The sequence below is a fragment of the Yoonia sp. 72 genome (assembly GCF_034652275.1).
Lineage (GTDB): Bacteria > Pseudomonadota > Alphaproteobacteria > Rhodobacterales > Rhodobacteraceae > Yoonia.
In genome coordinates, this window is record NZ_JAXIWG010000002.1 from 506,969 (window position 1) to 527,853 (window position 20,885).

Below are 20,885 nucleotides of genomic sequence, written 5' to 3' on the forward strand. Positions count from 1 at the left end.
GGTTGAGGTTTCGCGCGGAATTGGGTTCTGTGGGTGAATGACAACTGCGCTGATCTTTCATGATGATTGCTATGGCCATGTGACGCCCCCCGGCCACCCTGAACAGGTGGCGCGGCTCGATGCTGTACTGGGGGCGCTTGCGGGCATGGATCTTTTGCGCGTCAAGGCGCCATTGGCGGCAGAGGACGATCTGCTGCGCGCCCATCCGCAGGCGCATATCGCCGCCTTGCGCGCGGCAGCCCCTGACACGGGGTGGCGTGCGCTCGATGCCGATACGCATATGTCGCCCGGGACGTTGGCGGCGGCTTACCGCGCGGCGGGGGCAGTCGTGCGCGCGGTCGATTTGGTCATGGCGGGCGAGGCCGCCAATGCCTTTGCCGCCGTGCGCCCGCCCGGTCACCATGCCGAGCGCGAGACGGCGATGGGGTTCTGTTTTTTCGGCAATGTCGCCATCGGGGCGAAACATGCGCTGGACCATCACGGGCTGGCCCGCGTCGCCATCGTCGATTTCGACGTGCATCACGGCAATGGCACGCAGGATCTGGTCGAGGATGATCCGCGCATCCTGTTCTGTTCCACCCACCAATCGCCGCTTTATCCTGGCACGGGGGCGGCGCATGAAACCGGTGTTGGCAATGTGCTGAACGTGCCTTTGCGCGGCGGTACGGGGTCCAAGGCGTTTCGCGATGTGATGGAGCGTGTCGTGCTGCCCCGCGTCGATGCCTTTGCGCCCGAGTTGATCCTGATTTCGGCAGGGTTTGATGCCCACCGCGATGATCCGCTGGCCGGGCTGGAGTTGACCGAGGCGGATTTCGCTTGGGTCACCGCGCGGCTGTGCGATCTTGCGGAGAGGCATTGCCACGGCAGGGTGGTGTCGGCGCTGGAAGGCGGGTATGACCTGCCGGCGCTGGGCGCATCCGCTGCCGCCCATGTCAGGATTTTGGAGGAAAGAGGCCGATGACCGACGTTGACCAGATGAGTTTCGAAGACGCGATCAAGGAGCTGGAAACCGTCGTGGGCCAGCTGGAGCGCGGTGATGTGGCACTTGACCAGTCCATCGCGCTTTATGAACGCGGTGCGGCGCTGAAGGCCCGCTGCGAGGCCAAGCTGAAGGAAGCCGAGGAAAAGGTCGCCCGCATCACCTTGGGCGAGACTGGCCAGCCCACCGGCACAGCGCCGCTTGATGGCTGACCTGCTTGCCCGGCGACCGCTGCCTGACGCCCTGGCGCAGGCCGCAAGGATCGCGACCCAGACGATAGAGGCAGAGCTTTCGGGTCTTGCCGGACCTGTGCCGGAGGCGATGATCTATGCAGCAAAGGGCGGCAAGGCCTTGCGCGCCTTTCTTGCGCTCGAGACCGCCCGTCTGCATGGTGTCCCGCCGCAGGTGGCGGCCCATGCGGCGGCGGCGATCGAATGCATCCACGCCTATTCGCTGATCCATGACGATCTGCCCTGCATGGATGACGACGACCTGCGGCGCGGCCAGCCCACGGTGCACAAACGCTGGGACGAGGCGACCGCTGTGCTGGCGGGGGATGCTTTGCAGGCGCTGGCGTTTGACCTCTTGGGCAGGCTCGATTGCACGAATGTCGCGAAAGTCGATTTGGTGCTGACCCTGGCGCAGGCGGCCGGTGTGCGCGGCATGGTGGGTGGGCAGGCGGCGGATATCGCGGCGGAAACGGCGGCTGTGCCGCTGACGCTGGACCAGATCATTGCTTTGCAGGCGGGCAAGACCGGCGCATTGATCTCATGGGCCGCCCTTGTCGGACCGCGTATGGCGCAGGCCGATCAGGCCGCCTTGGGCATTTATGGCGATTGTCTGGGCCTTGCGTTCCAGATCGCCGATGATGTGCTGGACGTGACCGGTGACGCTGCCCTTGTCGGCAAGGCCGTGGGCAAGGATGCGGCGGCGGGCAAGGCGACATTCGTGTCGCTTCTGGGGCTGGATGGGGCGAAACGCCGCGCAGAGGATCTGGTCACGCAGGCCTGCGATGCGCTATCTGGCTATGGCGATGATGCCGAAACATTGAAGGACGCCGCGCGTTTTGTGACCGCGCGCACGCATTAGGAAGGGTCGCCATGTCGGACCAACCCAACACCCCGCTTTTGGACCGTGTCCAGACCCCCGCCGATATGAAATCGCTGTCGGATGCGCAGTTGCGCAAGCTGGCCGATGAATTGCGCGCCGAGACGATTGCCGCCGTGTCCGTGACAGGCGGGCATCTGGGGGCGGGGCTTGGCGTGGTGGAGATGACGGTGGCGCTGCATGCCGTGTTCGATGCGCCCAAGGACAAGATCATCTGGGATGTGTCGCACCAATCCTATCCCCACAAGATTCTGACAGGCCGGCGCGACCGTATCCGCACGATCCGCACCGAAGGCGGATTGTCGGGATTCACCAAACGGTCCGAAAGCCCCTATGACCCGTTCGGTGCCGCGCATTCCAGCACCTCGATTTCGGCGGCGCTGGGCTTTGCCGTGGCGCGGGATCTGGGCGGTGATCCGGGCGATGCGATTGCCATCATCGGGGATGGCGCGATTTCGGCCGGCATGGCCTATGAGGCGATGAACAACGCGGGCCATCTGGGCAAGCGGCTGATCGTCATTCTGAACGACAATGAAATGTCCATCGCCCCGCCTGTGGGGGCCATGTCATCCTATCTGTCGCAGCTTTACGCCGGTGCCCCGTTTCAGGAGTTCAAGGCCGCCGCCAAAGGTGCTGTGTCGCTGCTGCCCGAGCCTTTCCGCGAAGGGGCCAAGCGCGCCAAGGATGTGCTCAAACATATGACCGTGGGCGGGACGTTGTTCGAACAGTTGGGCTTTTCCTATCTCGGCCCCATCGACGGGCATGACATGGACCAGCTCTTGTCCGTTTTGCGCACCGTCAAAGCGCGGGCCGATGGCCCGATCCTGATCCATGCGATCACGAAAAAGGGCAAGGGCTACGCCCCCGCCGAGCGCGCCAGCGACAAAGGCCACGCCACCGCCAAATTCGACATGATCACGGGTAAGCAGGCGAAAGCGCCCAGCAATGCCCCCAGCTATACATCCGTCTTTGCCGACAGCCTGCTGAAACATGCGGCCAGCGATCCGCGCATCTGTGCCGTGACCGCTGCCATGCCCGATGGCACGGGTCTGTCGAAATTCATGGAACGCTATGCCAGCCGCTGTTTTGACGTGGGTATCGCCGAACAGCATGCCGTGACCTTCAGCGCTGGCCTTGCAGCGGGCGGGATGCGCCCGTTCTGCGCGATCTATTCGACCTTTCTGCAGCGCGGTTACGATCAGGTTGTCCACGATGTCGCGATCCAGCGTCTGCCGGTGCGTTTCGCCATCGACCGTGCGGGGCTGGTGGGCGCGGATGGTGCAACCCATGCGGGGTCGTTCGATGTCGCATTTCTGGCCAATCTGCCCGGTTTCGTCGTGATGGCCGCCGCAGACGAGGCAGAGCTTGTCCGCATGGTCGCCACCGCCGCCGCGCATGATGAGGGGCCTATCGCCTTTCGCTTTCCGCGCGGTGAAGGTGAGGGCGTCGAGATCCCCGAAAACGCAGCCCCCTTGGAGATCGGCAAAGGCCGCATGATCCGCGAAGGCGCGCAGGTCGCCATCCTGTCTTTCGGCACGCGCCTGTCCGAAGTGATGAAGGCCTGCGAGGCACTGGAAGCCAAAGGCATCAAGCCGACTGTCGCCGATGCGCGTTTCGCCAAACCGCTGGACCGAGACCTGATCCTGCAACTGGCCGCGGATCATGACGCGCTGATTACTGTCGAAGAAGGTGCGGTTGGCGGTTTCGGGTCCCATGTCGCGCAATTGCTAGCGGATGAAGGCGTGTTTGACCACGGCCTGCGGTTCCGGTCGATGGTGCTGCCCGACACGTTCATCGATCAGGCCAGCCCCAAGGCGATGTATGATGTGGCGGGGATGAATGCCGCGCATATCGAGGCCAAGGTGCTGGATGTGCTGGGTGTGGTGCGTCTGGGAAAGCGCGCTTGATACCGTCTTAACAGATCGTTTGGGGTTTCGGTCTAGGGTGCGGCACACCCGGACAGGAATTGACCATGAAAGATCTGCAGCAGGAAATCCCTGAACAAGACAAATCCGACGCGCTGATGGCAGATCTTGCGCGTCGGCTGGGTGATCTGTCGATTGATGTCGCCAGTGTGACGGGGGATGTCGATGACACGTCCCGTCAGGTCGCCGACCAGTCACGTACCGGAATCGAACTTGCGCACCGGGTCGATCATATCTCGGGCAGGGCGCAGTCTGTTCTGGCCTCGGCCGAGGCGGCGCAGGATATTTCCGGTAAAGCCGAAGAAAACGCGCAGGAAAGCGGCAGCAAATTGCAGTCAATGGTGGCCGATGTGGCGGCCTTGATCGACACGGTCACCCATATCGCGGACCAGTTCGGACGCTTGCAGCACGCCTTGACCAGCGTGGCCCGTGTGTCGGGCGAAATCGGCGAAATTTCGCGGCAAACGAATCTCTTGTCCTTGAACGCCGCCATCGAAGCGGCACGCGCTGGCACACATGGGCGCGGTTTCATGGTGCTTGCGCGCGAGGTAAAGGACCTGTCGCAGACCACACGCGACGCGACCGAGGAAATCGCGGGCACCATCGGCGTGCTTGATCGTGAACTGACCGGCCTGCGCGGTGAAACCGCGCGCGCGCTGGACCGGGCTGGTGTGATCCGCACGCAGATCGACGATGTCGGCGCGCTTGTCGAAAACATGCCGCGCGTCATGGGGTCGGTGATCGCCGCACAGCGCGATATCGTTGGTGCCTCGACCAGCATCGCGACCGAGATCGTGCAGATGAAATCGGGGATTGACGCATTGTCCGGCGGGATCGCGGCATCCGACAAAAGCCTTGAAAGCGCGCGGCAGAAGATGCTTGCGCTGACCAACAGCTCTGAAACGCTGACCGCCCTGACGGCGCGCATCGGTCTGGAAACCATCGATACGCCGTATATTCAGGCGGCGCAGGATCTGGCGCAGCAGATCAGCGCCCGGTTCGAACAAGGCGTCCAGAGCGGAGAGGTGTCATTGGCAGATCTTTTTGACCGCGATTACCGCCCGGTGCCCGGCAGCAACCCCGCGCAGGTCATCGCGCGCTGTGTGAGGTTCACAGACAGGGTGTTGCCTGCGTTTCAGGAACCGATGCTGGACTATTCGGATCGGGTCGTATTCTGCGCAGCCGTCAACACCGATGGCTATCTGCCTACGCACAACATCAAGTTCAGCCAGCCTCAACGCCCCGGCGATCCGGCATGGAACACCGCCCATTGCCGCAACCGCCGCATTTTTGACGATCGGGTCGGTCTGGCCGCTGGCCGCAGCACGCGCCCGTTTCTGTTGCAGGCGTACCGCCGCGACATGGGTAACGGCACCTTCGCGATGATGAAGGATGTATCCGCGCCGATCATGGTCAACGGTCGTCATTGGGGAGGGGTCAGGTTGGCCTATCTCGTATGATCAGCATGGGTCCCCTTCACGCCGAGCCTGTCCGGCCAGCGCGGCGGTTCTGCCAGTCCAGACCGGCGAGACCGAGAAATCCTAGGGTGATTGCAGTGGCAAGGACCAAAGGGACCATGAACAGCAGGACAATATGATCGTAGACGGGAAACCCGCTGGTGAAATATCCGAAATTCGCCACAACGGGCAGCATGGCTGCGATCCCTTTGAGCGCGTTCCAGCGGTTGTCGACACGCGAATGTCGGAGTCCCGCGGCTTTTTTGAAAGCATAAATCGGCAGAAGGGACAGAATGATCAGGAACACGGGATAGGGGTGTGACAGCGCGCTTGGGTCGTACCAAAGCGACAAAGGCAAAAGCAACAGATAGACGACCGCGATCATCGACAGAATGAACGCAAAAGTCGCGACCAGATTGGCCAATAGAAACCTTATGCGTCTTTTAATCTTGGCGTCTCCGATGGCAATTGGGCAACAAAGATCGCCTGAAGAGGCCTTCGCCGATCAGACATGCCCGTTTCTCGGTCAGTCTTTGACCGGTGCTGACGCAGCATCACTGTCCTTGCGGCCAACCTCGTCCAGTCGCTTTTCAATCGCGGCGAGCTTGCTCAGCACCTCGTCGCGATAGGCATCGGTTGCCGCATTGCCTTCTTCGGCATGGGCGTCCTGCATGGAATTGACGATCAGACCGACCAGCAGGTTCACCACCGCGAAGGTCGTCATCATGATGAAGGGAATGAAAAAGGCCCAAGCATAAGGATAAACCTCCATCACGGGCCGGACGATGCCCATCGACCAGCTTTCCAGCGTCATGATCTGGAACAGCGAATAGCCGGATGCGCCCAAGGTGCCGAACCATTCGGGAAAGCTCTCGCCGAACAGTTTTGTCGCCATCACCGACCCGATGTAGAAAACCAGCCCCATCAGCAGGAACACCGACCCCATGCCTGGCAGGGCGGTGACGAATCCCTCGACCACGCGACGCAGCGACGGCACCACGGAAATGACGCGCAACACGCGCAGGATGCGCAGGGCGCGCAACACCGACAGCCCGCCATTGCCCGGCACCAGCGAGATGCCGACGATGATGAAGTCAAAGATGTTCCAGCCACCCCGAAAGAACCGCGGCCCATAGGCGAATAGCTTTGCCGCCAGCTCGGCGACAAAAATCGCAAGGCAGATCTGGTCAAGCAGCAGGATCAGCCCGCCCGCCTGCGCCATGACCGTGTCGGATGTCTCCAGCCCGAGGATGATCGCATTGAAGACGATCACGGCAAAGATGAACTGCGCCACGATGGGCCGGTCGAGAAAGGCGGAGGTTCTGGTACGCAACGTCATCTGTTTGTCCCTGCTCAAATCTCGCCCGGATATGCGTGTTCCGGCTTAGGACAACAAGGGGTGTCAGCGGGCATCGCGCCTTGCCACGGCGGATTTTTGTTGGAAGGTTGAGGGACGGACACAGGACGGCATGACCATGACAATTGTTTCGATCTATCGCTGGCTCGTTTTCCTGCTTGCCGCGGGCTATTGCATCCGGACGTTGGTTTTTGGCGGCTATGACGCCTTTGGCGGGCCGTTCCGGTTTCTGACGATCTGGGCGCTGTTCATGTCTTTTTTCGCGGCCAGTCGGATGATGGCCCTGATGGAAGGGCGCAGCTACAACCGTTGGGACGGTTTTGTCTGCATGACCGCCGTGATCAATACGATGGTGGTGATGCTTTACTGGCGGCTTTACTTTGCGGACCCGACGTCCGTCACCCCTGACGGGCAGTTGGCGGCATGGCATCTGGAAATCTACCTGCATCTGGTGGGGCCGTTGCTGCAGGTGATCGACACGATCTTCGTCCATCGCAGCTATCGCAGGTTGGGACCGGCGCTCGTGTGGCTGGTGGGTGTGATTGTGGCCTATGTCGGTTGGGCAGAATTTCTGGTGGGGCCGATGAACGACACCCCTATCGGCAGCGTGACATCCGGCCTGCCTTATCCGTTCCTGAACAATCTGGAATTGTCGGAACGGATGGTGTTCTACACTACCAATCTGGCGACGGGGCTGGTGCTGTTGTTCGTCTATGCCGGGATTGCACTGATCGTCAGACGTCGTCTTCCTGCGCCAGCAATGCCCTAAGGCCTGCGCGGTAATCGGGATAGATCAGCCGCACGCCCAACTCGTCCTTGATCCGGTCATTCCGCACCTTCTTGCTTTCGGCATAAAAACTGCGCGCCATCGGCGTCATCTCGGCGGTGGCGAAATCTTCGGCCGGGGGCAGCGGCAGGCCCAGCAGTTCGGCGGCATAGCCGATCACATCCTCGGGCGGGGCGGGATCGTCGTCACAGACGTTATAGATGCCGCCCGGATTGGGCCGCGCGATGGAGGCCGCCAGCACCTGCGCGATATCGGCGACATGGGTGCGGCTGAACACCTGCCCCGGTTTGATGATCCGCCGCGCGCTGCCGTCGCGCACCTTGGCGAAAGGGCCGCGCCCCGGCCCATAGATCCCCGCCAGCCGGAAGATATGCAGCGGCAGACCGGGGATCGCAGCCCAAGCTGCCTCGGCCTGCACCCGCGCGATGCCGCGTTTCGTGGCGGGTGTCAGAGGCGTGGTTTCGTCGACCCATTCGCCGTCGTGGTCGCCGTAAACACCCGTAGTCGACAGGTAACCGACCCATGCGAATTGCCCCGCGCGTGATGCAATCTCGTCGTGCAGCGTGGCCAGCACGGGGTCGCCATGCTCGTCGGGGGCGGCTGAGATCAGCAGATGCGTGGCGGCATCAAGCGCTGGGCGCATGTCCGCACCGGGCCAGATGCGCGGCTCGACCCCCCTCTGATGCAGGCGGGCGGCCTTGTCCTCGGACCGGGTGGTGCCGATGATCCGCCAGTCCTGTTTCAGCAATATCTGCGCCAGCGCATCCGCGCTGAACCCATGTCCGAATGATAAAAGCGTCTGTGTCATAAGGCTTGGTGCCGCAGCGCGTGACCGGGCGCAAGACCCCAAAGCGGGGGTGGCCGAGTGACTCCAATTAGTTAACGATTTGACAAAATCTCGATATCTGTTCCAATACCCGCGATCCGGCATGGTGCTTGAACATGCTGATGCCGGAAAAATGGGCTGTCATGGGACAGCTTTCAGATCGAAAAAAGGAGAAGGTTATGAACAAGAACTGGATGGCCGCGGGCGCCGCAGCCGTTGCGATGACGGGTGGCGCGGCCCACGCACAGGATACTTTCATTTCCATCGGGACAGGTGGCGTGACCGGCGTGTATTACCCCGCAGGTGGCGCGATTTGCCGTCTTGTGAACCGTGACCGGTCCGAACATGGCATCCGCTGTGGTGTGGAATCCACGGGTGGGTCGATCTTCAACATCAACGCGATCCGCGAAGGCGCGCTGGAATTTGGCGTGGCGCAGTCCGACTGGCAGTTCCATGCCTTCAACGGTACATCGCAATTTGAAGAAACTGGCGCATTCGAAGACCTGCGCGCGGTATTCTCGCTGCACCCCGAACCTTTCACTGTGGTCGCCCGCGCCGATGCCGGCATCACCAATTTCGAGGACCTGCAAGGCAAGCGCGTGAACATCGGCAACCCCGGTTCCGGTCAGCGCGGCACGATGGATGTCGTGATGAACGCCTTGGGCTGGACCCTTGACGATTTCGCCGTCGCCTCTGAATTGCCACCGGCAGAACAGGCTGCCGCCCTGTGCGACAACAACATCGACGCGATGATCTATACCGTGGGCCACCCGTCCGGCGCCATTCAAGAGGCCACAACCGCCTGCGACACCGTGCTGGTCAACGTCACCGGCGAGGCGATCGATGCGCTGATCGCGGAAAATCCCTATTACCGCGTCGCCACGATCCCCGGCGGCATGTACCGCGGGACCGATGCCGACGTGACGACCTTTGGTGTGGGGGCGACATTCGTTACCTCTGCCACGGTGCCTGACGATGTCGTCTATGAAGTGACCGAAGCGATCTTTGGAAGCCTCGACCAGTTCCGCGAATTGCACCCCGCGCTTGCGGGTCTGGATGCCGCAGAGATGGTGAATGACGGCAATTCCGCCCCGATCCACGAAGGCGCTGCGCGGTACTTCCGCGAAGCCGGCCTGATGGAGTGACCCACGACGATGCCCGCCTGCCGGTTGTCGGCAGGCGGGCATTGCGCCGATGCGTCCGCGTGGCGCTTTGCCAACCAGACATAACAAGGGGTGCGGTATGAGCGACGAGAAGCGGGCGTCCGACCGGCGCGGATTCACCGACGAAGAATTGCAGGATCTGGTTGCATCCACCGACAGCGGTGCGCGCAACCCGCACAATCGCGCGGTGGCGCTGCTGATTGCAGGGCTCGCATTGTTCTGGGCGCTGTTTCAGGTCTGGATCGCGGAACCGCAATTCTGGTTCGGGCAACTGCCTTTTGTCAAAATCCTCGGGTCCGACCAGACCCGCCCGATGCATCTGGCGCTGGCTTTGGCGCTGGCGTTTCTGGCCTATCCTGCCGCCAAGACATCGCCGCGCGACCACATTCCCTTATATGACTGGGCTTTGGCGATCCTTGGGGCGGGTGCCGCGCTTTATGTGTTCTGGTTCTCGCGTGAACTGGCTGGCACGGCGCGGTCGGGTTTGCCGACAGATGCACAAATCTGGATCGGCGCCATCGGCATTCTTGTCCTGCTTGAGGCCAGTCGCCGGTCGCTTGGCCCAGCCCTGACCATCGTCGCGGCGATCTTTCTGGCCTACAGCTATTTCGGCCAAGGCTGGCTGATCCCCGACCTGATCGCCCACAACGGGCGGAGCTTTACATCGATCATCAACACGCAGTGGCTGTCCACCGAAGGCGTCTTTGGCATCCCCTTGGGCGTGTCGACGTCCTTTGTGTTTCTGTTCGTGCTGTTCGGATCGCTTTTGGACAAAGCGGGCGCGGGCAATTATTTCATTAAGATGGCCTTTGCAGGGCTGGGGCACCTGCGCGGCGGGCCAGCCAAGGCCGCTGTCGTCGGCTCTGCCGCGACGGGCCTGATCTCGGGTTCGTCCATCGCCAATGTGGTCACCACCGGCACATTCACCATTCCGCTGATGAAGCGCGTGGGCTTTTCCAGCGAAAAGGCAGGTGCGGTCGAGGTTGCATCCTCGGTCAACGGCCAGATCATGCCGCCAGTGATGGGGGCGGCCGCGTTCCTGATGGTTGAATTCATCGGGATTTCCTATCTGGAGGTGATCAAGCACGCCTTCATTCCCGCGATTATCAGCTATATCGCGCTGGTTTACATCGTGCATCTGGAAGCCTTGAAAAACGACATGCCTGCCCTTGGCGAAGGCGGCAGCCTGCTCGCCATGCTGTTGCGGGTGTTTATCGGTTTCGCGGTGGCCGGAGCGGTGTTCTATGGCGTGATCTGGGCTGTGGGCGTGTTGCGGGCTGTCGCTCCGGGGATTGCGCCTTTCGTGATTTTCGCGGCGGTGGCTGGGCTTTATCTTGCGGCGCTGCGTGTCGCGTCGAAAAGACCAGAGCTGGAAATCGACGATCCCAACGCCAAACAGATCAAGCTGCCCGTCATGGCAGAGGTCGTGCCCACGGGGTTGCATTACATCCTGCCGATCATCGTGCTGGTCTGGTTCCTGATGGTCGAACGGCAATCGCCCGCGAAATCGGCGTTCTATGCGGTGCTGGTGATGCTGGTGATCCTGCTCACGCAAAAGCCGATCAAGGCGCTGATGCGCGGGCAAACCGATCTTGGCGCGCAGTTCCGCGCCGGTTTCGATGACCTGATCGAAGGGCTGATCGCGGGATCGCGCAACATGATCGGCATCGCTGTCGCAACGGGTGCCGCCGGTATCATCGTGGCGACCGTGACGCGCACGCCGATCGGCACCGAATTGGCTGGTCTGGTCGAGATGCTGTCGGGCGGTAACCTGTTCATCATGTTGCTACTGGTGGGGGTATTCTCATTGGTGCTGGGCCTCGGCCTGCCGACGACGGCCAATTACATCGTCGTGTCGTCGCTGATGGCGGGGGTCGTGGTCAGCCTTGGGGCGGATCAGGGTTTGATCATCCCGCTGATCGCGGCGCATCTCTTCGTGTTCTATTTCGGGATCATGGCCGATGTGACGCCGCCCGTGGGTCTGGCCAGTTTCGCTGCTGCCGCCGTGTCGGGGGGCGATCCGATCAAGACGGGTTTCACCGCGTTCTTCTATAGCCTGCGCACCGTCGCCTTGCCGTTCCTGTTTGTCTATAATCCGGCGCTGATCCTGTTCGGAGTCGATCTGGGGACTTGGGCGGGCATTCTGGTCGCTGTGCAAATCTTCATCGTGGCGACGTTTGCCATGTTGCTGTTTGCTGCCGCGACCCAAGGCTATTTCCTTGCGCCCTCGCGCCTGTGGGAATCGGGGGCCTTGCTGGTTGTGGCCTTCACCCTGTTCGTGCCGAATTTCTGGCTGGACCGTGTGCAGCCCCGCTTTGCCGAACTGCCCGGCACCAGTTTCGAGACAGTGCTGCAGGAAACCGAACAGGGCGATTTCTTTCGCATCGTCCTGCAAGGGCCTGATTTCAACACAGGTGATCTGCGGCAAACGACGATTCGCTTCGACATCGACGACACGCCGCCTGAGCAAAGGCTGAATGCGACGGGCTTTTTCCTGATGCCGATCGGCGAGCAGATGATGATGGACGAACCGATGCCGGGCAGCCCCTATGCAGCTTCTTTGCGCAGCTTTGATTTCTACGGTCTGGATCAGGTCGAAATCCTGCGCGTCGAAACCCCGCGTGACCGGATGCCGCAAGAAATCTTCTACTTGCCTGCCTTCCTGTTGCTGGGCCTTGTTATTCTCTTCCAGCGCCGCCGCCAGACGAAACCCGCATTCTGAGGATGAACCGATGACCAAATCCGTCCTGATGCCCATCGACCTGACCGACAATGAAAGCTGGCCCGCCGCCCTGCGAGAGGCGCTTTTGATGGTCGGCAATGACGGCATCCTGCATGTCATCAGCGTCCTGCCCGATTTCGGGCTGGCGCAGGTCAGCGGTTACTTCAAGAAAAACTACGAGAAAGAGGCGATCAAGGCCTTTGGCGCGGCCCTGACCGACTGGATCAACGACAATGTGCCGGACAGCGTCGAAGTGCATCCGCACATCCTGCACGGCACGATCTATGATGAAATCCTGCGGGCTGCGAACAAGCTGGCGGTCGATGTTATCGTGATGGGCTCGCACCGGCCGGCGTTTCGCGATTACTTGCTGGGGCCGAACGCTGCGCGCGTGGTCCGGCATGCCAATTGTTCGGTCTATGTCGTGAGGAGCTGACCTTGTCCCACCACGTTTTCGGTCGCGCCACCAAAGGCCAGCTTGCGCAGGCAGTCGCGGGGGACGGTTGCTATATCATCGACGCGGACGGTAAACGCTATCTGGACGGATCGGGGGGCGCGGCCGTGTCCTGCCTAGGCCATTCGGACGCGGATGTGCGCGCGGCGTTGCATGACCAGTTGGACAAGATCGCCTTTGCCCATACCGGATTTTTCACAACAGATGTCGCCGAGGACCTTGCCGACCTGCTGATCGCCGACGCGCCCGAAGGGTTGGACCGCGTCTACCTCGTTTCCGGCGGGTCAGAGGCGGTGGAAGCGGCGATCAAGCTTGCCCGCCAGTATTTCATGGAAACCGGCCAGCCGCAGCGCCACCGTGTCATCGCACGGCGGCAAAGCTATCACGGCAATACGCTGGGCGCTCTGGCGGCGGGTGGCAATGCATGGCGGCGCGCGCAGTTCGCGCCTTTGCTGGCGGACACCAGCCATATCGCGCCGTGTTATGAATACCGCGACCGGCAGGACGGGGAAACGCCCGAGGCTTACGGTCTGCGTGTCGCGGATGAGCTTGAGGCGGAAATCCAGCGTCTTGGCCCTGAAACGGTGATGGCCTTTGTTGCCGAGCCTGTTGTGGGTGCCACGATGGGTGCTGTGCCTGCCGTGCCGGGGTATCTGAAGCGTATCCGCGAGATCTGCGACCGCCATGGCGTGCTGCTTATTCTGGACGAGGTGATGTGCGGCATGGGCCGGACCGGTCATCTTTACGCCTGTGCCGAGGATGGCGTCGCGCCTGACATGATTACCGTGGCCAAGGGCTTGGGTGCCGGTTACCAGCCCATCGGCGCGCTGATCTGCACGGGCAAGATATACGATGCCATCGCCACCGGGTCGGGGTTTTTCCAGCATGGCCATACCTATATGGGTCACGCCATGGCCGCCGCCGGTGCCGGTGCCGTGCTGCGTGCGATCCGTGACCGTGGGTTGCTGCCACGTGTGCAGGAAGCGGGCGAGACGCTGGATGCCGCCTTGCGCGCGCGGTTCGGCCAGCATCCGCATATCGGCGATATCCGCGGGCGCGGGCTGTTTCGCGGGCTGGAACTGGTCGCGGACCGTGAAACCAAGGCGGTGTTCGACCCCGCCCGCAAACTGCACGCCAAGATCAAGGCAGCGGCGATGGAGGCGGGGCTGATCTGCTATCCGATGGGTGGCACGATTGACGGACAGCGGGGCGATCACATCCTGCTCGCCCCGCCATTCATCATCAGCGACGACCAGATCGGCGAATTGACCGACAAGCTGGGGCAGGCCATCGACAGCGCACTGGCCGCATGACGCGCCTGTTGCCTTTGCCGCAGATCATGGTTGCGCCCAACGGCGCGCGCCGTGGCAAGGCGGATCATGCGGCCCTGCCTGTCACGATTGCCGAAACCGTGGATACAGCCCGCGCCTGCCATGCGGCCGGGGCTTGCGCCCTGCACGCCCATGTGCGCGACGCGGATGGGGCGCATGTGCTGGATGCAGGGCTTTACGCCGAACTGATCGCGGAAATGGCGCAGGCCGTGCCGGATATGCCTGTGCAGATCACGACCGAGGCAGCAGGCATCTTTTCCCCCGCCGATCAGCGCGCCTTGCTGCGCCGGATCACGCCGGAAGGTGTGTCGATTGCACTGGTCGAAATGCTGGCCGATGGCGACCGCGCCGCTGCACGGCGGTGCTATCTTGCTCTGGCCGAGGCGGGTGTCGCGGTGCAGCACATCCTCTATGATCCCGCGCAGGTGCGGCAGTTGGCGGTTGAAATCGCTGGCGGCACGATCCCGCCCGAAAATCTGAGCGTTTTGTATGTTCTGGGCCGCTATACGCCGGGCCAGGTCAGCAGGCCGGAGGATCTGACACCTTTCCTGTTAGCGGCTAAGGATGCGGCGCTGGTGCCCGACTGGGCGATTTGCGCCTTTGGACAAGGGGAAACCGCTTGTCTGATCGCCGCGCAGGCGCTTGGCGGCAAGCTCAGGGTCGGGTTCGAGAACAACCTGCACATGGCTGACGGGCGTATCGCCGATGACAATGCCATGCGCGTTGCCGAACTGGTCGGGGCGATCCGCTAGCTGTTCATGTCCGGCAACAGGCGCTTGTGCTTGCGGATTTCGTTGACGACCGCACCAAAGGTGGTCAGGCCGCGCGCTTCCAGCATCGGGACCATCCGGAGGAATATGTCGCGTGTTGCGATGGCATCACCGATCGCGGTGTGCCGGTGCTCGTCCAGCAATTCGATCCCCAGCCGTGTGGCCAGTTCGTCCAGCGTATGCCCTTCGGTGATCCCGAACAGCACGGCGGACAATAGGACTGTGTCCAGCACCGGATGATCGAATTTCACCCCAATCTTGGGCGCGTAACGGTGAAAGAACGACAGATCAAAAGGCGCGTTGTGCGCGACCAGTACAGCGTCGCGCGCAAAGCTGTGAAACCTGCGCCCCGCCTGCACCATGTCGGGTGCATCTTTCACCATGGAGTCGGTGATGCGGTGCACGGCGGTCGAGGTCGCGGGGATAGGGCGGCCGGGATTGACGAGGATATCGAGCACCTCGCCCGGGGCCTGTTGGCCATTTACGACACGCAGCGCGCCGATCTGGACGACCTCGTCCTTGTTGGGCAGAAAGCCCGTGGTTTCGGTATCAAAGACCACATAGGTCAGATCGCGCAGCGGCACATCCTGAATATCGCGGGTCTCGGTCCGGGTGGTCATCGCGAAATCGAACACGACGGGGCGTGCGGGGCTTGCCTCGCGCGGGACCGGAAAGCTGAGCATGTAGCCTTGGTCGCGCCCGAGGTTGTGCAAGCTGACATCCAGCAGGCGTGCGCCGTCGGCAGTGGCAATTTGCTGGTCCAGCGTCGCGCGTCCGCTGCGGGCAAGGTTTGTGAGGGCGGCGCGCAGGTAGGTTTCGTCAAAATAGTCGAAGATCTTTTGCCCCAGTCCCAGATGGTGCTGGTCGTCCAGCATCAGCGCGGCATGGCCATCGTAAAGCGCGATCCGGTGGTCGGGGCTGACCATCAAAACGGCCGCAGGGATCGCCGACAGGATTTGTGTAAGATGTTCGCGTTCGGTGGCAAGCTTGCTGGTATAACGCGCCAGATTGGCATCCGCCTCGGCGCGCGCAGAGGCAAGGCGTGCAGACAGTGCCGCCGCGCCTTGCGCCACATCCCCCAGATGCCGCGCCATTGCAGCGTCGATGCCACGGTCCATCGCTGTCGCGGCATGGGTCTGCATCGCTGCTGCCAGCCGTTCCATCGGGCGTGCGACCATATCATCGACGATGAACCATGCCAGCGCGCAGATACCAAGGATCGTGAAACCCGCCAACAACCCCGCGCTGATCAGCACCGATCTGGGGTCGGTATGGTCAAGCCGCGCTTCGGCCATCATCAGCGCACCCGCCACCGCCCCGATGCAGCAAGCTGCGAGCAGGGCGAACAGGGCGAGCGTACGCTGGCGTGGGCGAAGCCGGTCGAACATCATGCCGCTCCTTCGCAGATCAGCGCTGTTGCCGGATCGTCAAGCCCGGTCTGGTCCCAGCGGGACACGCGGACCGTGCCGTCATCATTGAAAACGGCGTTGTCTTCCAGCAGGGCGGTCCGCCCTTGCGCGCAGTCAAACAGCGCGGTGCGGAACTGCACCGGTTGCCAGCGTTCGAAAAACACAACATCGGTCAGCCGCATGTCGGGGACATTCGCATTGCGCTGGACTCCGGCAACATTCACCGCGGCAAAGCGGTTCACATAGGGCACCAGATAGGTCCATGGGCTGAACGGCGCGGAAAAATCCACAGTCGAGATCACTTCGTAGCCGTCGGGCAGCAGCGTGAGCGTGCGCGGATACCAGCGGTATTCGTTGCTCAGGCTCATTGCGATCATGCCGGCACCGGCAAAGGCGGGGATGATCCAGCGCGGCAGACGCCGCCCTGTCAGGCGGTTGAGGATCAGCGCAACGCCTGCCGCGGCAAAGCCCGCAACGACGATGGTGATGATATCGACATACATTCTTGGGTCCTTTGGTTGTTGGTGCGTCAGCCGATGACGCCACGCCCTTGTGTAATGGCCGATTGCATCGTGCGCACCACGACAAAGGCATCACGCAGATGGCTGCGTTCGAATTCGGACAGCACGTTGGGCTGCATGAAGTTATCAGGCTTGGCGCCAGCGCGGATCAGGGTCGCCTGATGATCCAGACGGGTCTGCGCGATCAGGTCATAGGCGTCCAGCAGATCGCGCCCGCCCGCCTGACTGATCTGTCCCGACCCATGCGCGCTGGCGATCCGCGCGCGGGTGTTGACGCTGTCAAGCTGCCCGCGCAGCGCATAGATCCGCCCCAGATCGACCACAGGGATCACCCCGTTCATCTTCATGTCGATATGGTTCTTGTGTTCGCCGCTGCGCACTGTCGCAAAGCCGCGCAGCAACCCCAGCGGCGGAGTGTGTTTCAGCGAATTGGACACCATATGCGCAACAAAGATCGAATTGCGTGCGGCCAGTTCCATTGTCTCTTGGTGCAAATCCTCGAACAGGGACTTCGTGCCGCCGATCGGGCGCAGATCGAACATCACAGACGCCAGCATCTGAGCCTCGGTGCTGGGACTGTCGATCCAGCGGCGGAAATAGCTGCGCCAGACGCGCATGGGCTGGCACCAGCGCGGATTGGTCGCCATCATGTCGCCAGGGCAATAGAAATAACCCGCCTGATCCAACCCGTCGCTGACGAATTTGGCGAGTTCTGCGAAATAGGGCATGTCGGCATCGGTCACGCGGTCGTCCAGCATCAGGCAATTGTCCTGATCGGAAATGCCGGTCTGTTCCTGACGGCCCTGCGACCCGCAAGCAAGCCAAAGATAGGGCACCGGCGGCGGGCCAAGCTTTTCCTCGGCCTGAGCCAGCAGGCGGCGGGTCACCGCATCGGCGATATCGGTGATCAGGCGGGTGACGGTTTCGTGCCGGTTGCCCGCGCCCACCAGTTGCACCAGCAATTGCGGGATGCGCGCGGTGACGGCGGCCATGCCTTCGGGCGTTGTGGCGCGCACGACATCGCGCACCAGCGACGCAGAGTTCGTGGCCTGAAACCGCGTCAGGTTTGTCTGCGTGACGATCCCCACCAGCTTGCCCTGATCGACGACCGGCACATGCCCGAACCGCCGTTCCATCATCATATGCAACACATCAGAGCCGATGGCCGATGGCGGCAGGGTGTCGGGATCGGCGGTCATGATGCGGCTGACCGGCAGCGCTGTATCCAGCCCTTCGGCCACGACACGGTTGTTGATATCATGCAGCGTGACGATGCCCGCCAGCCGGTTGTCCTGCATGACCGGCAGGCAGGAAATGCGGTGCTGGCGCATCAGTTTCGCGGCCTGCGTGATTGTGTCAGCCGTGCCGCAGGTGACCGGATTGCTGGCCATCAACTGGTCAACGCGGGTTTCGGTCAGCGTGGCGGGGCGGGTGGCATCCGCGGCTTCGCGGGTGCGGCCTCGGGTGAAAAAGCGGTGCGCGCCTGCATTGGCGGCGATCAGGTCGTGAAAGGCATCGGCGGGCAGCAACAGCAGTTCCCCGTCGCTGAGCGCGCGGGCGTTGGTGCCGGTCTTGCCGTCGCGCATCAGCCCGCGTTCGCCAAAGGAATTGCGGCTTCCAAGATGCGAGACGATCTCTCCCGCTTCGGTCGTGATCTCGACCTCGCCGTCAAGGATGACATAAAGCCCCTCGCAGGGGGAGCCGAAGGCATAGATCACCGCGTTCTGCGTCATCGGCACGCGGACGAATTGCGTCAAAACACGCTGGAAATCGGCATCCGGCAAACTGTCATAGGGGTGGATCGACAAAAGAAACCGGCGCAGATCAAGCATGGATCGGGGCATCTGATGTATCCTCGTCCGGCCATTCGCGGGCCCGCGGACGTGTGAAAAGTGAAAGCGGGCAGTCCTTGCGAACTGCCCGCCCTGTGGTCTTAGTGACCGGTTGCCGCACCGGCGCCTTTAGGCACGCGGATCGATTCAACCAGTTCCTGAATCTCGCGTGGTGGTGCTTTTGTCACCGCCGACACAAGATAGGCAGACCCGAAGTTCAGGATCGCGCCGATCGTCCCGAAGGACAATGGAGAGATACCGAACAGCCAGTTGGCCTGAACGTTTTCAAACGTCGCCGTGCCGGGGATGAAGAACCAGCCCAGGTACAGGAAGATGTAGACCGACGTCGAGATCAGACCCACCAGCATGCCGACGATTGCGCCTTCCTTGTTCACACGCTTGGAGAAGATCCCCATCATGAGCACAGGGAAGATCGTCGCCGCAGCCAGACCGAAGGCCAGCGCCACCACCTGAGCCGCAAAGCCCGGAGGGTTCAGACCCAGCCAGGTCGCCAGCACGATCGCAAAGCCCATCGAAATCCGCGCGGCCAGCAGTTCGCCTTTTTCGCTGATATTCGGGTTGATCGCGCCTTTGATCACGTCATGCGACACCGCGGACGAGATCGCCAGCAACAGACCTGCTGCCGTTGACAAAGCCGCCGCCAGACCGCCTGCCGCCACCAGTGCGATCACCCAGCCCGGAAGCTTTGCGATCTCTGGGTTTGCCAGAACCATCATGTCGTTGTCGATGCGTGTCAGTTCGTTGCCGGCCCAGCCACGTTCGGCTGCGATGGCCTGCATGCCTGGGTTGTTTTCGTTGTAGTACTGGATCAGGCCGTCGTTGTTCTTGTCTTCAAAGGCCAGTAGCCCGGTGTTGACCCAGGTGTTGATCCAGGACAGTTCCGGATTGGTGTTGATCTCTTCGACCGAGATCGCGTCGCCATCCAGCGCATTGCCTTCCACGGCGTTCGGCCAGAATGTTGTCGTCAGGTTCAAACGCGCCATCGACCCCACGGCAGGTGCCACGGTGTAAAGCAGTGCGATGAAAACCAGCGCCCAACCAGCCGACCAACGTGCGTCGGCCACCTTTGGCACGGTGAAGAAGCGGATGATGACGTGTGGCAGACCGGCGGTGCCGATCATCAGCGACATCGTGAACAACACCATGTTCAGTGTCGATGTCGTATGCGACGTATATTGCGTGAACCCAAGCTCGACCACGACCTGATCAAGTTTGGCAAGGAACGCTATATCGCCTCCCGTTGGTGCATAGGACCCCAGCAGGCCCAGTGGCGGCAGGAAGTTGCCTGTGATCTGCAAGGAGATGAAGATCGCGGGGATCGTGTAAGCTACGATCAGAACGCAATACTGCGCCACCTGCGTATAGGTGATGCCCTTCATCCCGCCGAACACCGCATAGGCGAAAACGATCGCCGCACCGATGTAAAGGCCGGTATCCGTCGACACTTCGAGGAAGCGCGCGAAGGTCACGCCCACACCGCGCATCTGGCCGATCACGTAAGTCACCGAGATGACGATCAGACAGACCACGGCGACAAGCCGCGCACCTTTGGAATAGAACCGGTCACCGACGAATTCGGGCACGGTGAATTTGCCGAACTTGCGCAGGTAAGGTGCAAGCAACAGCGCCAGAAGCACATAGCCGCCGGTCCAGCCCATCAGGAACGATGACTGGGTGTAGCCGCCTGCAGGAGCAAGCGCGATGATCCCTGCCATCGAAATGAACGACGCCGCCGACATCCAGTCTGCCGCCGTCGCCATGCCGTTCATGACGGGGGGAACACCCTGTCCGGCTGCATAGAATTCCGAGGTCGTGCCCGCACGGGCCCAGACCGCGATGCCGATGTAAAGCGCGAAAGTCGCGCCGACCACCAGCAGGTTGAGTGTATACTGATCCATTTGTCCCTGTCCCTCGATCTTATTCCTCGACGCCGTGTTCAGCGTCGAGTTTGTTCATCCGCCAGGCGTAGAAGAAAATCAGCACCAGGAATGTCAGGATCGAGCCTTGCTGCGCAAACCAGAACCCCAGATCGGCGCCGCCGACCGAGATACCCATCAGCGCTGGCCGAAAGATGATGCCGAAGCCGAAAGAGACTATTGCCCAGATGGCAAGACTAATCAGAATGATCCGCACATTCGCGGCCCAGTAGGCGTTGTTGTTTTTTGGTTCCTCTGCCATTTCGGCATCCTCCCTTGTTACACTTCGTCGAAGGCGCGGGCGTGTC

General features: G+C 61.8%; 19 protein-coding genes. 11 read left to right on the forward strand and 8 right to left on the reverse strand.

Annotation, left to right across the window (positions count from 1 at the left end; translation table 11 throughout):
- Window positions 1–37: 37 nt before the first annotated feature.
- The 5 genes from VCK47_RS10980 (at window position 38) to VCK47_RS11000 (ending at window position 5,471) form a co-directional block, all read left to right on the forward strand.
- Entirely contained in the window at window positions 38–961 is a 924-nt protein-coding gene (locus VCK47_RS10980) for a histone deacetylase family protein (protein WP_322891136.1), read from the forward strand.
- Window positions 958–1,191 (forward strand): exodeoxyribonuclease VII small subunit, encoded by a 234-nt coding sequence (locus tag VCK47_RS10985; protein ID WP_019955477.1) that lies wholly within the window; start codon window positions 958–960, stop codon window positions 1,189–1,191. The genes VCK47_RS10980 and VCK47_RS10985 overlap by 4 nt, the downstream gene beginning before the upstream one ends.
- Window positions 1,184–2,068 carry a farnesyl diphosphate synthase gene (locus VCK47_RS10990; RefSeq protein WP_322891137.1) on the forward strand — a complete coding sequence of 295 codons (885 nt, stop codon included), beginning with the start codon at window positions 1,184–1,186 and terminating at the stop codon, window positions 2,066–2,068. Before VCK47_RS10985 ends, VCK47_RS10990 begins: the two co-directional genes overlap by 8 nt.
- An 11-nt stretch (window positions 2,069–2,079) precedes the next feature.
- On the forward strand, window positions 2,080–3,993 hold the full coding sequence (gene dxs, locus VCK47_RS10995; protein WP_322891138.1) for a 1-deoxy-D-xylulose-5-phosphate synthase: 1,914 nt from the start codon (window positions 2,080–2,082) through the stop codon (window positions 3,991–3,993).
- Window positions 3,994–4,058: 65 nt separating this feature from the next.
- On the forward strand, window positions 4,059–5,471 hold the full coding sequence (locus tag VCK47_RS11000) for a methyl-accepting chemotaxis protein (protein WP_322891139.1): 1,413 nt from the start codon (window positions 4,059–4,061) through the stop codon (window positions 5,469–5,471).
- Between the two features lie 16 nt (window positions 5,472–5,487).
- On the opposite strand, the gene VCK47_RS11005 is transcribed toward VCK47_RS11000, so the two are convergent.
- Window positions 5,488–5,892, reverse strand: coding sequence for a hypothetical protein (locus VCK47_RS11005; protein WP_322891140.1), 405 nt, complete (start codon window positions 5,890–5,892; stop codon window positions 5,488–5,490).
- 102 nt (window positions 5,893–5,994) lie between these two features.
- Window positions 5,995–6,807, reverse strand: a complete 813-nt coding sequence (locus VCK47_RS11010) for an ion transporter (RefSeq protein ID WP_322891141.1) — start codon at window positions 6,805–6,807, stop codon at window positions 5,995–5,997.
- 130 nt (window positions 6,808–6,937) lie between these two features.
- Here VCK47_RS11010 and VCK47_RS11015 point away from each other — a divergent pair, with 130 nt between their 5' ends.
- Entirely contained in the window at window positions 6,938–7,594 is a 657-nt protein-coding gene (locus VCK47_RS11015; protein ID WP_322891142.1) for a hypothetical protein, read from the forward strand.
- Here VCK47_RS11015 and VCK47_RS11020 read toward each other — a convergent pair.
- Window positions 7,560–8,420 (reverse strand): SDR family oxidoreductase, encoded by an 861-nt coding sequence (locus VCK47_RS11020; RefSeq protein ID WP_322891143.1) that lies wholly within the window; start codon window positions 8,418–8,420, stop codon window positions 7,560–7,562. The two genes, VCK47_RS11015 and VCK47_RS11020, sit on opposite strands and share 35 nt — an antisense overlap.
- Window positions 8,421–8,617: 197 nt before the next feature.
- Here VCK47_RS11020 and VCK47_RS11025 point away from each other — a divergent pair, with 197 nt between their 5' ends.
- From VCK47_RS11025 to VCK47_RS11045, 5 genes are all read left to right on the forward strand, one after another.
- The gene (locus VCK47_RS11025) at window positions 8,618–9,583 is read left to right on the forward strand and encodes a TAXI family TRAP transporter solute-binding subunit (protein ID WP_322891144.1); all 966 of its coding nucleotides are present in this window, start codon (window positions 8,618–8,620) and stop codon (window positions 9,581–9,583) included.
- Window positions 9,584–9,680: 97 nt separating this feature from the next.
- The gene (locus VCK47_RS11030; RefSeq protein WP_322891145.1) at window positions 9,681–12,323 is read left to right on the forward strand and encodes a TRAP transporter permease; all 2,643 of its coding nucleotides are present in this window, start codon (window positions 9,681–9,683) and stop codon (window positions 12,321–12,323) included.
- A 10-nt stretch (window positions 12,324–12,333) separates the two neighbouring features.
- Window positions 12,334–12,759, forward strand: a complete 426-nt coding sequence (locus VCK47_RS11035) for a universal stress protein (RefSeq protein WP_322891146.1) — start codon at window positions 12,334–12,336, stop codon at window positions 12,757–12,759.
- Between the two features lie 2 nt (window positions 12,760–12,761).
- On the forward strand, window positions 12,762–14,090 hold the full coding sequence (locus VCK47_RS11040; protein WP_322891147.1) for an aspartate aminotransferase family protein: 1,329 nt from the start codon (window positions 12,762–12,764) through the stop codon (window positions 14,088–14,090).
- Window positions 14,087–14,860, forward strand: coding sequence for a 3-keto-5-aminohexanoate cleavage protein (locus VCK47_RS11045; protein WP_322891148.1), 774 nt, complete (start codon window positions 14,087–14,089; stop codon window positions 14,858–14,860). Before VCK47_RS11040 ends, VCK47_RS11045 begins: the two co-directional genes overlap by 4 nt.
- Here VCK47_RS11045 and VCK47_RS11050 read toward each other — a convergent pair.
- The 5 genes from VCK47_RS11050 to VCK47_RS11070 form a co-directional block, all read right to left on the reverse strand.
- Window positions 14,857–16,266: an exonuclease domain-containing protein gene (locus VCK47_RS11050; RefSeq protein WP_322891149.1), complete on the reverse strand. Its 1,410-nt coding sequence runs from the start codon at window positions 16,264–16,266 to the stop codon at window positions 14,857–14,859. The two genes, VCK47_RS11045 and VCK47_RS11050, sit on opposite strands and share 4 nt — an antisense overlap.
- Window positions 16,266–16,790, reverse strand: a complete 525-nt coding sequence (locus VCK47_RS11055) for a hypothetical protein (RefSeq protein ID WP_322891150.1) — start codon at window positions 16,788–16,790, stop codon at window positions 16,266–16,268. The genes VCK47_RS11050 and VCK47_RS11055 overlap by 1 nt, the downstream gene beginning before the upstream one ends.
- Window positions 16,791–16,816: 26 nt before the next feature.
- The gene (locus tag VCK47_RS11060; protein WP_322891151.1) at window positions 16,817–18,652 is read right to left on the reverse strand and encodes a DUF294 nucleotidyltransferase-like domain-containing protein; all 1,836 of its coding nucleotides are present in this window, start codon (window positions 18,650–18,652) and stop codon (window positions 16,817–16,819) included.
- An 89-nt stretch (window positions 18,653–18,741) separates the two neighbouring features.
- On the reverse strand, window positions 18,742–20,559 hold the full coding sequence (locus VCK47_RS11065; protein WP_322891152.1) for a sodium:solute symporter family protein: 1,818 nt from the start codon (window positions 20,557–20,559) through the stop codon (window positions 18,742–18,744).
- Window positions 20,560–20,578: 19 nt separating this feature from the next.
- Window positions 20,579–20,839: a DUF4212 domain-containing protein gene (locus VCK47_RS11070; protein ID WP_322891153.1), complete on the reverse strand. Its 261-nt coding sequence runs from the start codon at window positions 20,837–20,839 to the stop codon at window positions 20,579–20,581.
- Between the last annotated feature and the right edge of the window lie 46 nt (window positions 20,840–20,885).

Bases quoted from the DNA above. Each gene is read 5' to 3' on its own strand.
- VCK47_RS10980 (WP_322891136.1), top strand. From the start codon at position 38: ATGACAACTGCGCTGATCTTTCATGATGATTGCTATGGCCATGTGACG.
- VCK47_RS10985 (WP_019955477.1), top strand. From the start codon at position 958: ATGACCGACGTTGACCAGATGAGTTTCGAAGACGCGATCAAGGAGCTG.
- VCK47_RS10990 (WP_322891137.1), top strand. From the start codon at position 1,184: ATGGCTGACCTGCTTGCCCGGCGACCGCTGCCTGACGCCCTGGCGCAG.
- dxs (WP_322891138.1), top strand. From the start codon at position 2,080: ATGTCGGACCAACCCAACACCCCGCTTTTGGACCGTGTCCAGACCCCC.
- VCK47_RS11000 (WP_322891139.1), top strand. From the start codon at position 4,059: ATGAAAGATCTGCAGCAGGAAATCCCTGAACAAGACAAATCCGACGCG.
- VCK47_RS11010 (WP_322891141.1), bottom strand. From the start codon at position 6,807: ATGACGTTGCGTACCAGAACCTCCGCCTTTCTCGACCGGCCCATCGTG.
- VCK47_RS11015 (WP_322891142.1), top strand. From the start codon at position 6,938: ATGACCATGACAATTGTTTCGATCTATCGCTGGCTCGTTTTCCTGCTT.
- VCK47_RS11020 (WP_322891143.1), bottom strand. From the start codon at position 8,420: ATGACACAGACGCTTTTATCATTCGGACATGGGTTCAGCGCGGATGCG.
- VCK47_RS11025 (WP_322891144.1), top strand. From the start codon at position 8,618: ATGAACAAGAACTGGATGGCCGCGGGCGCCGCAGCCGTTGCGATGACG.
- VCK47_RS11030 (WP_322891145.1), top strand. From the start codon at position 9,681: ATGAGCGACGAGAAGCGGGCGTCCGACCGGCGCGGATTCACCGACGAA.
- VCK47_RS11035 (WP_322891146.1), top strand. From the start codon at position 12,334: ATGACCAAATCCGTCCTGATGCCCATCGACCTGACCGACAATGAAAGC.
- VCK47_RS11045 (WP_322891148.1), top strand. From the start codon at position 14,087: ATGACGCGCCTGTTGCCTTTGCCGCAGATCATGGTTGCGCCCAACGGC.
- VCK47_RS11050 (WP_322891149.1), bottom strand. From the start codon at position 16,266: ATGTTCGACCGGCTTCGCCCACGCCAGCGTACGCTCGCCCTGTTCGCC.
- VCK47_RS11055 (WP_322891150.1), bottom strand. From the start codon at position 16,790: ATGTATGTCGATATCATCACCATCGTCGTTGCGGGCTTTGCCGCGGCA.
- VCK47_RS11060 (WP_322891151.1), bottom strand. From the start codon at position 18,652: ATGCCCCGATCCATGCTTGATCTGCGCCGGTTTCTTTTGTCGATCCAC.
- VCK47_RS11065 (WP_322891152.1), bottom strand. From the start codon at position 20,559: ATGGATCAGTATACACTCAACCTGCTGGTGGTCGGCGCGACTTTCGCG.
- VCK47_RS11070 (WP_322891153.1), bottom strand. From the start codon at position 20,839: ATGGCAGAGGAACCAAAAAACAACAACGCCTACTGGGCCGCGAATGTG.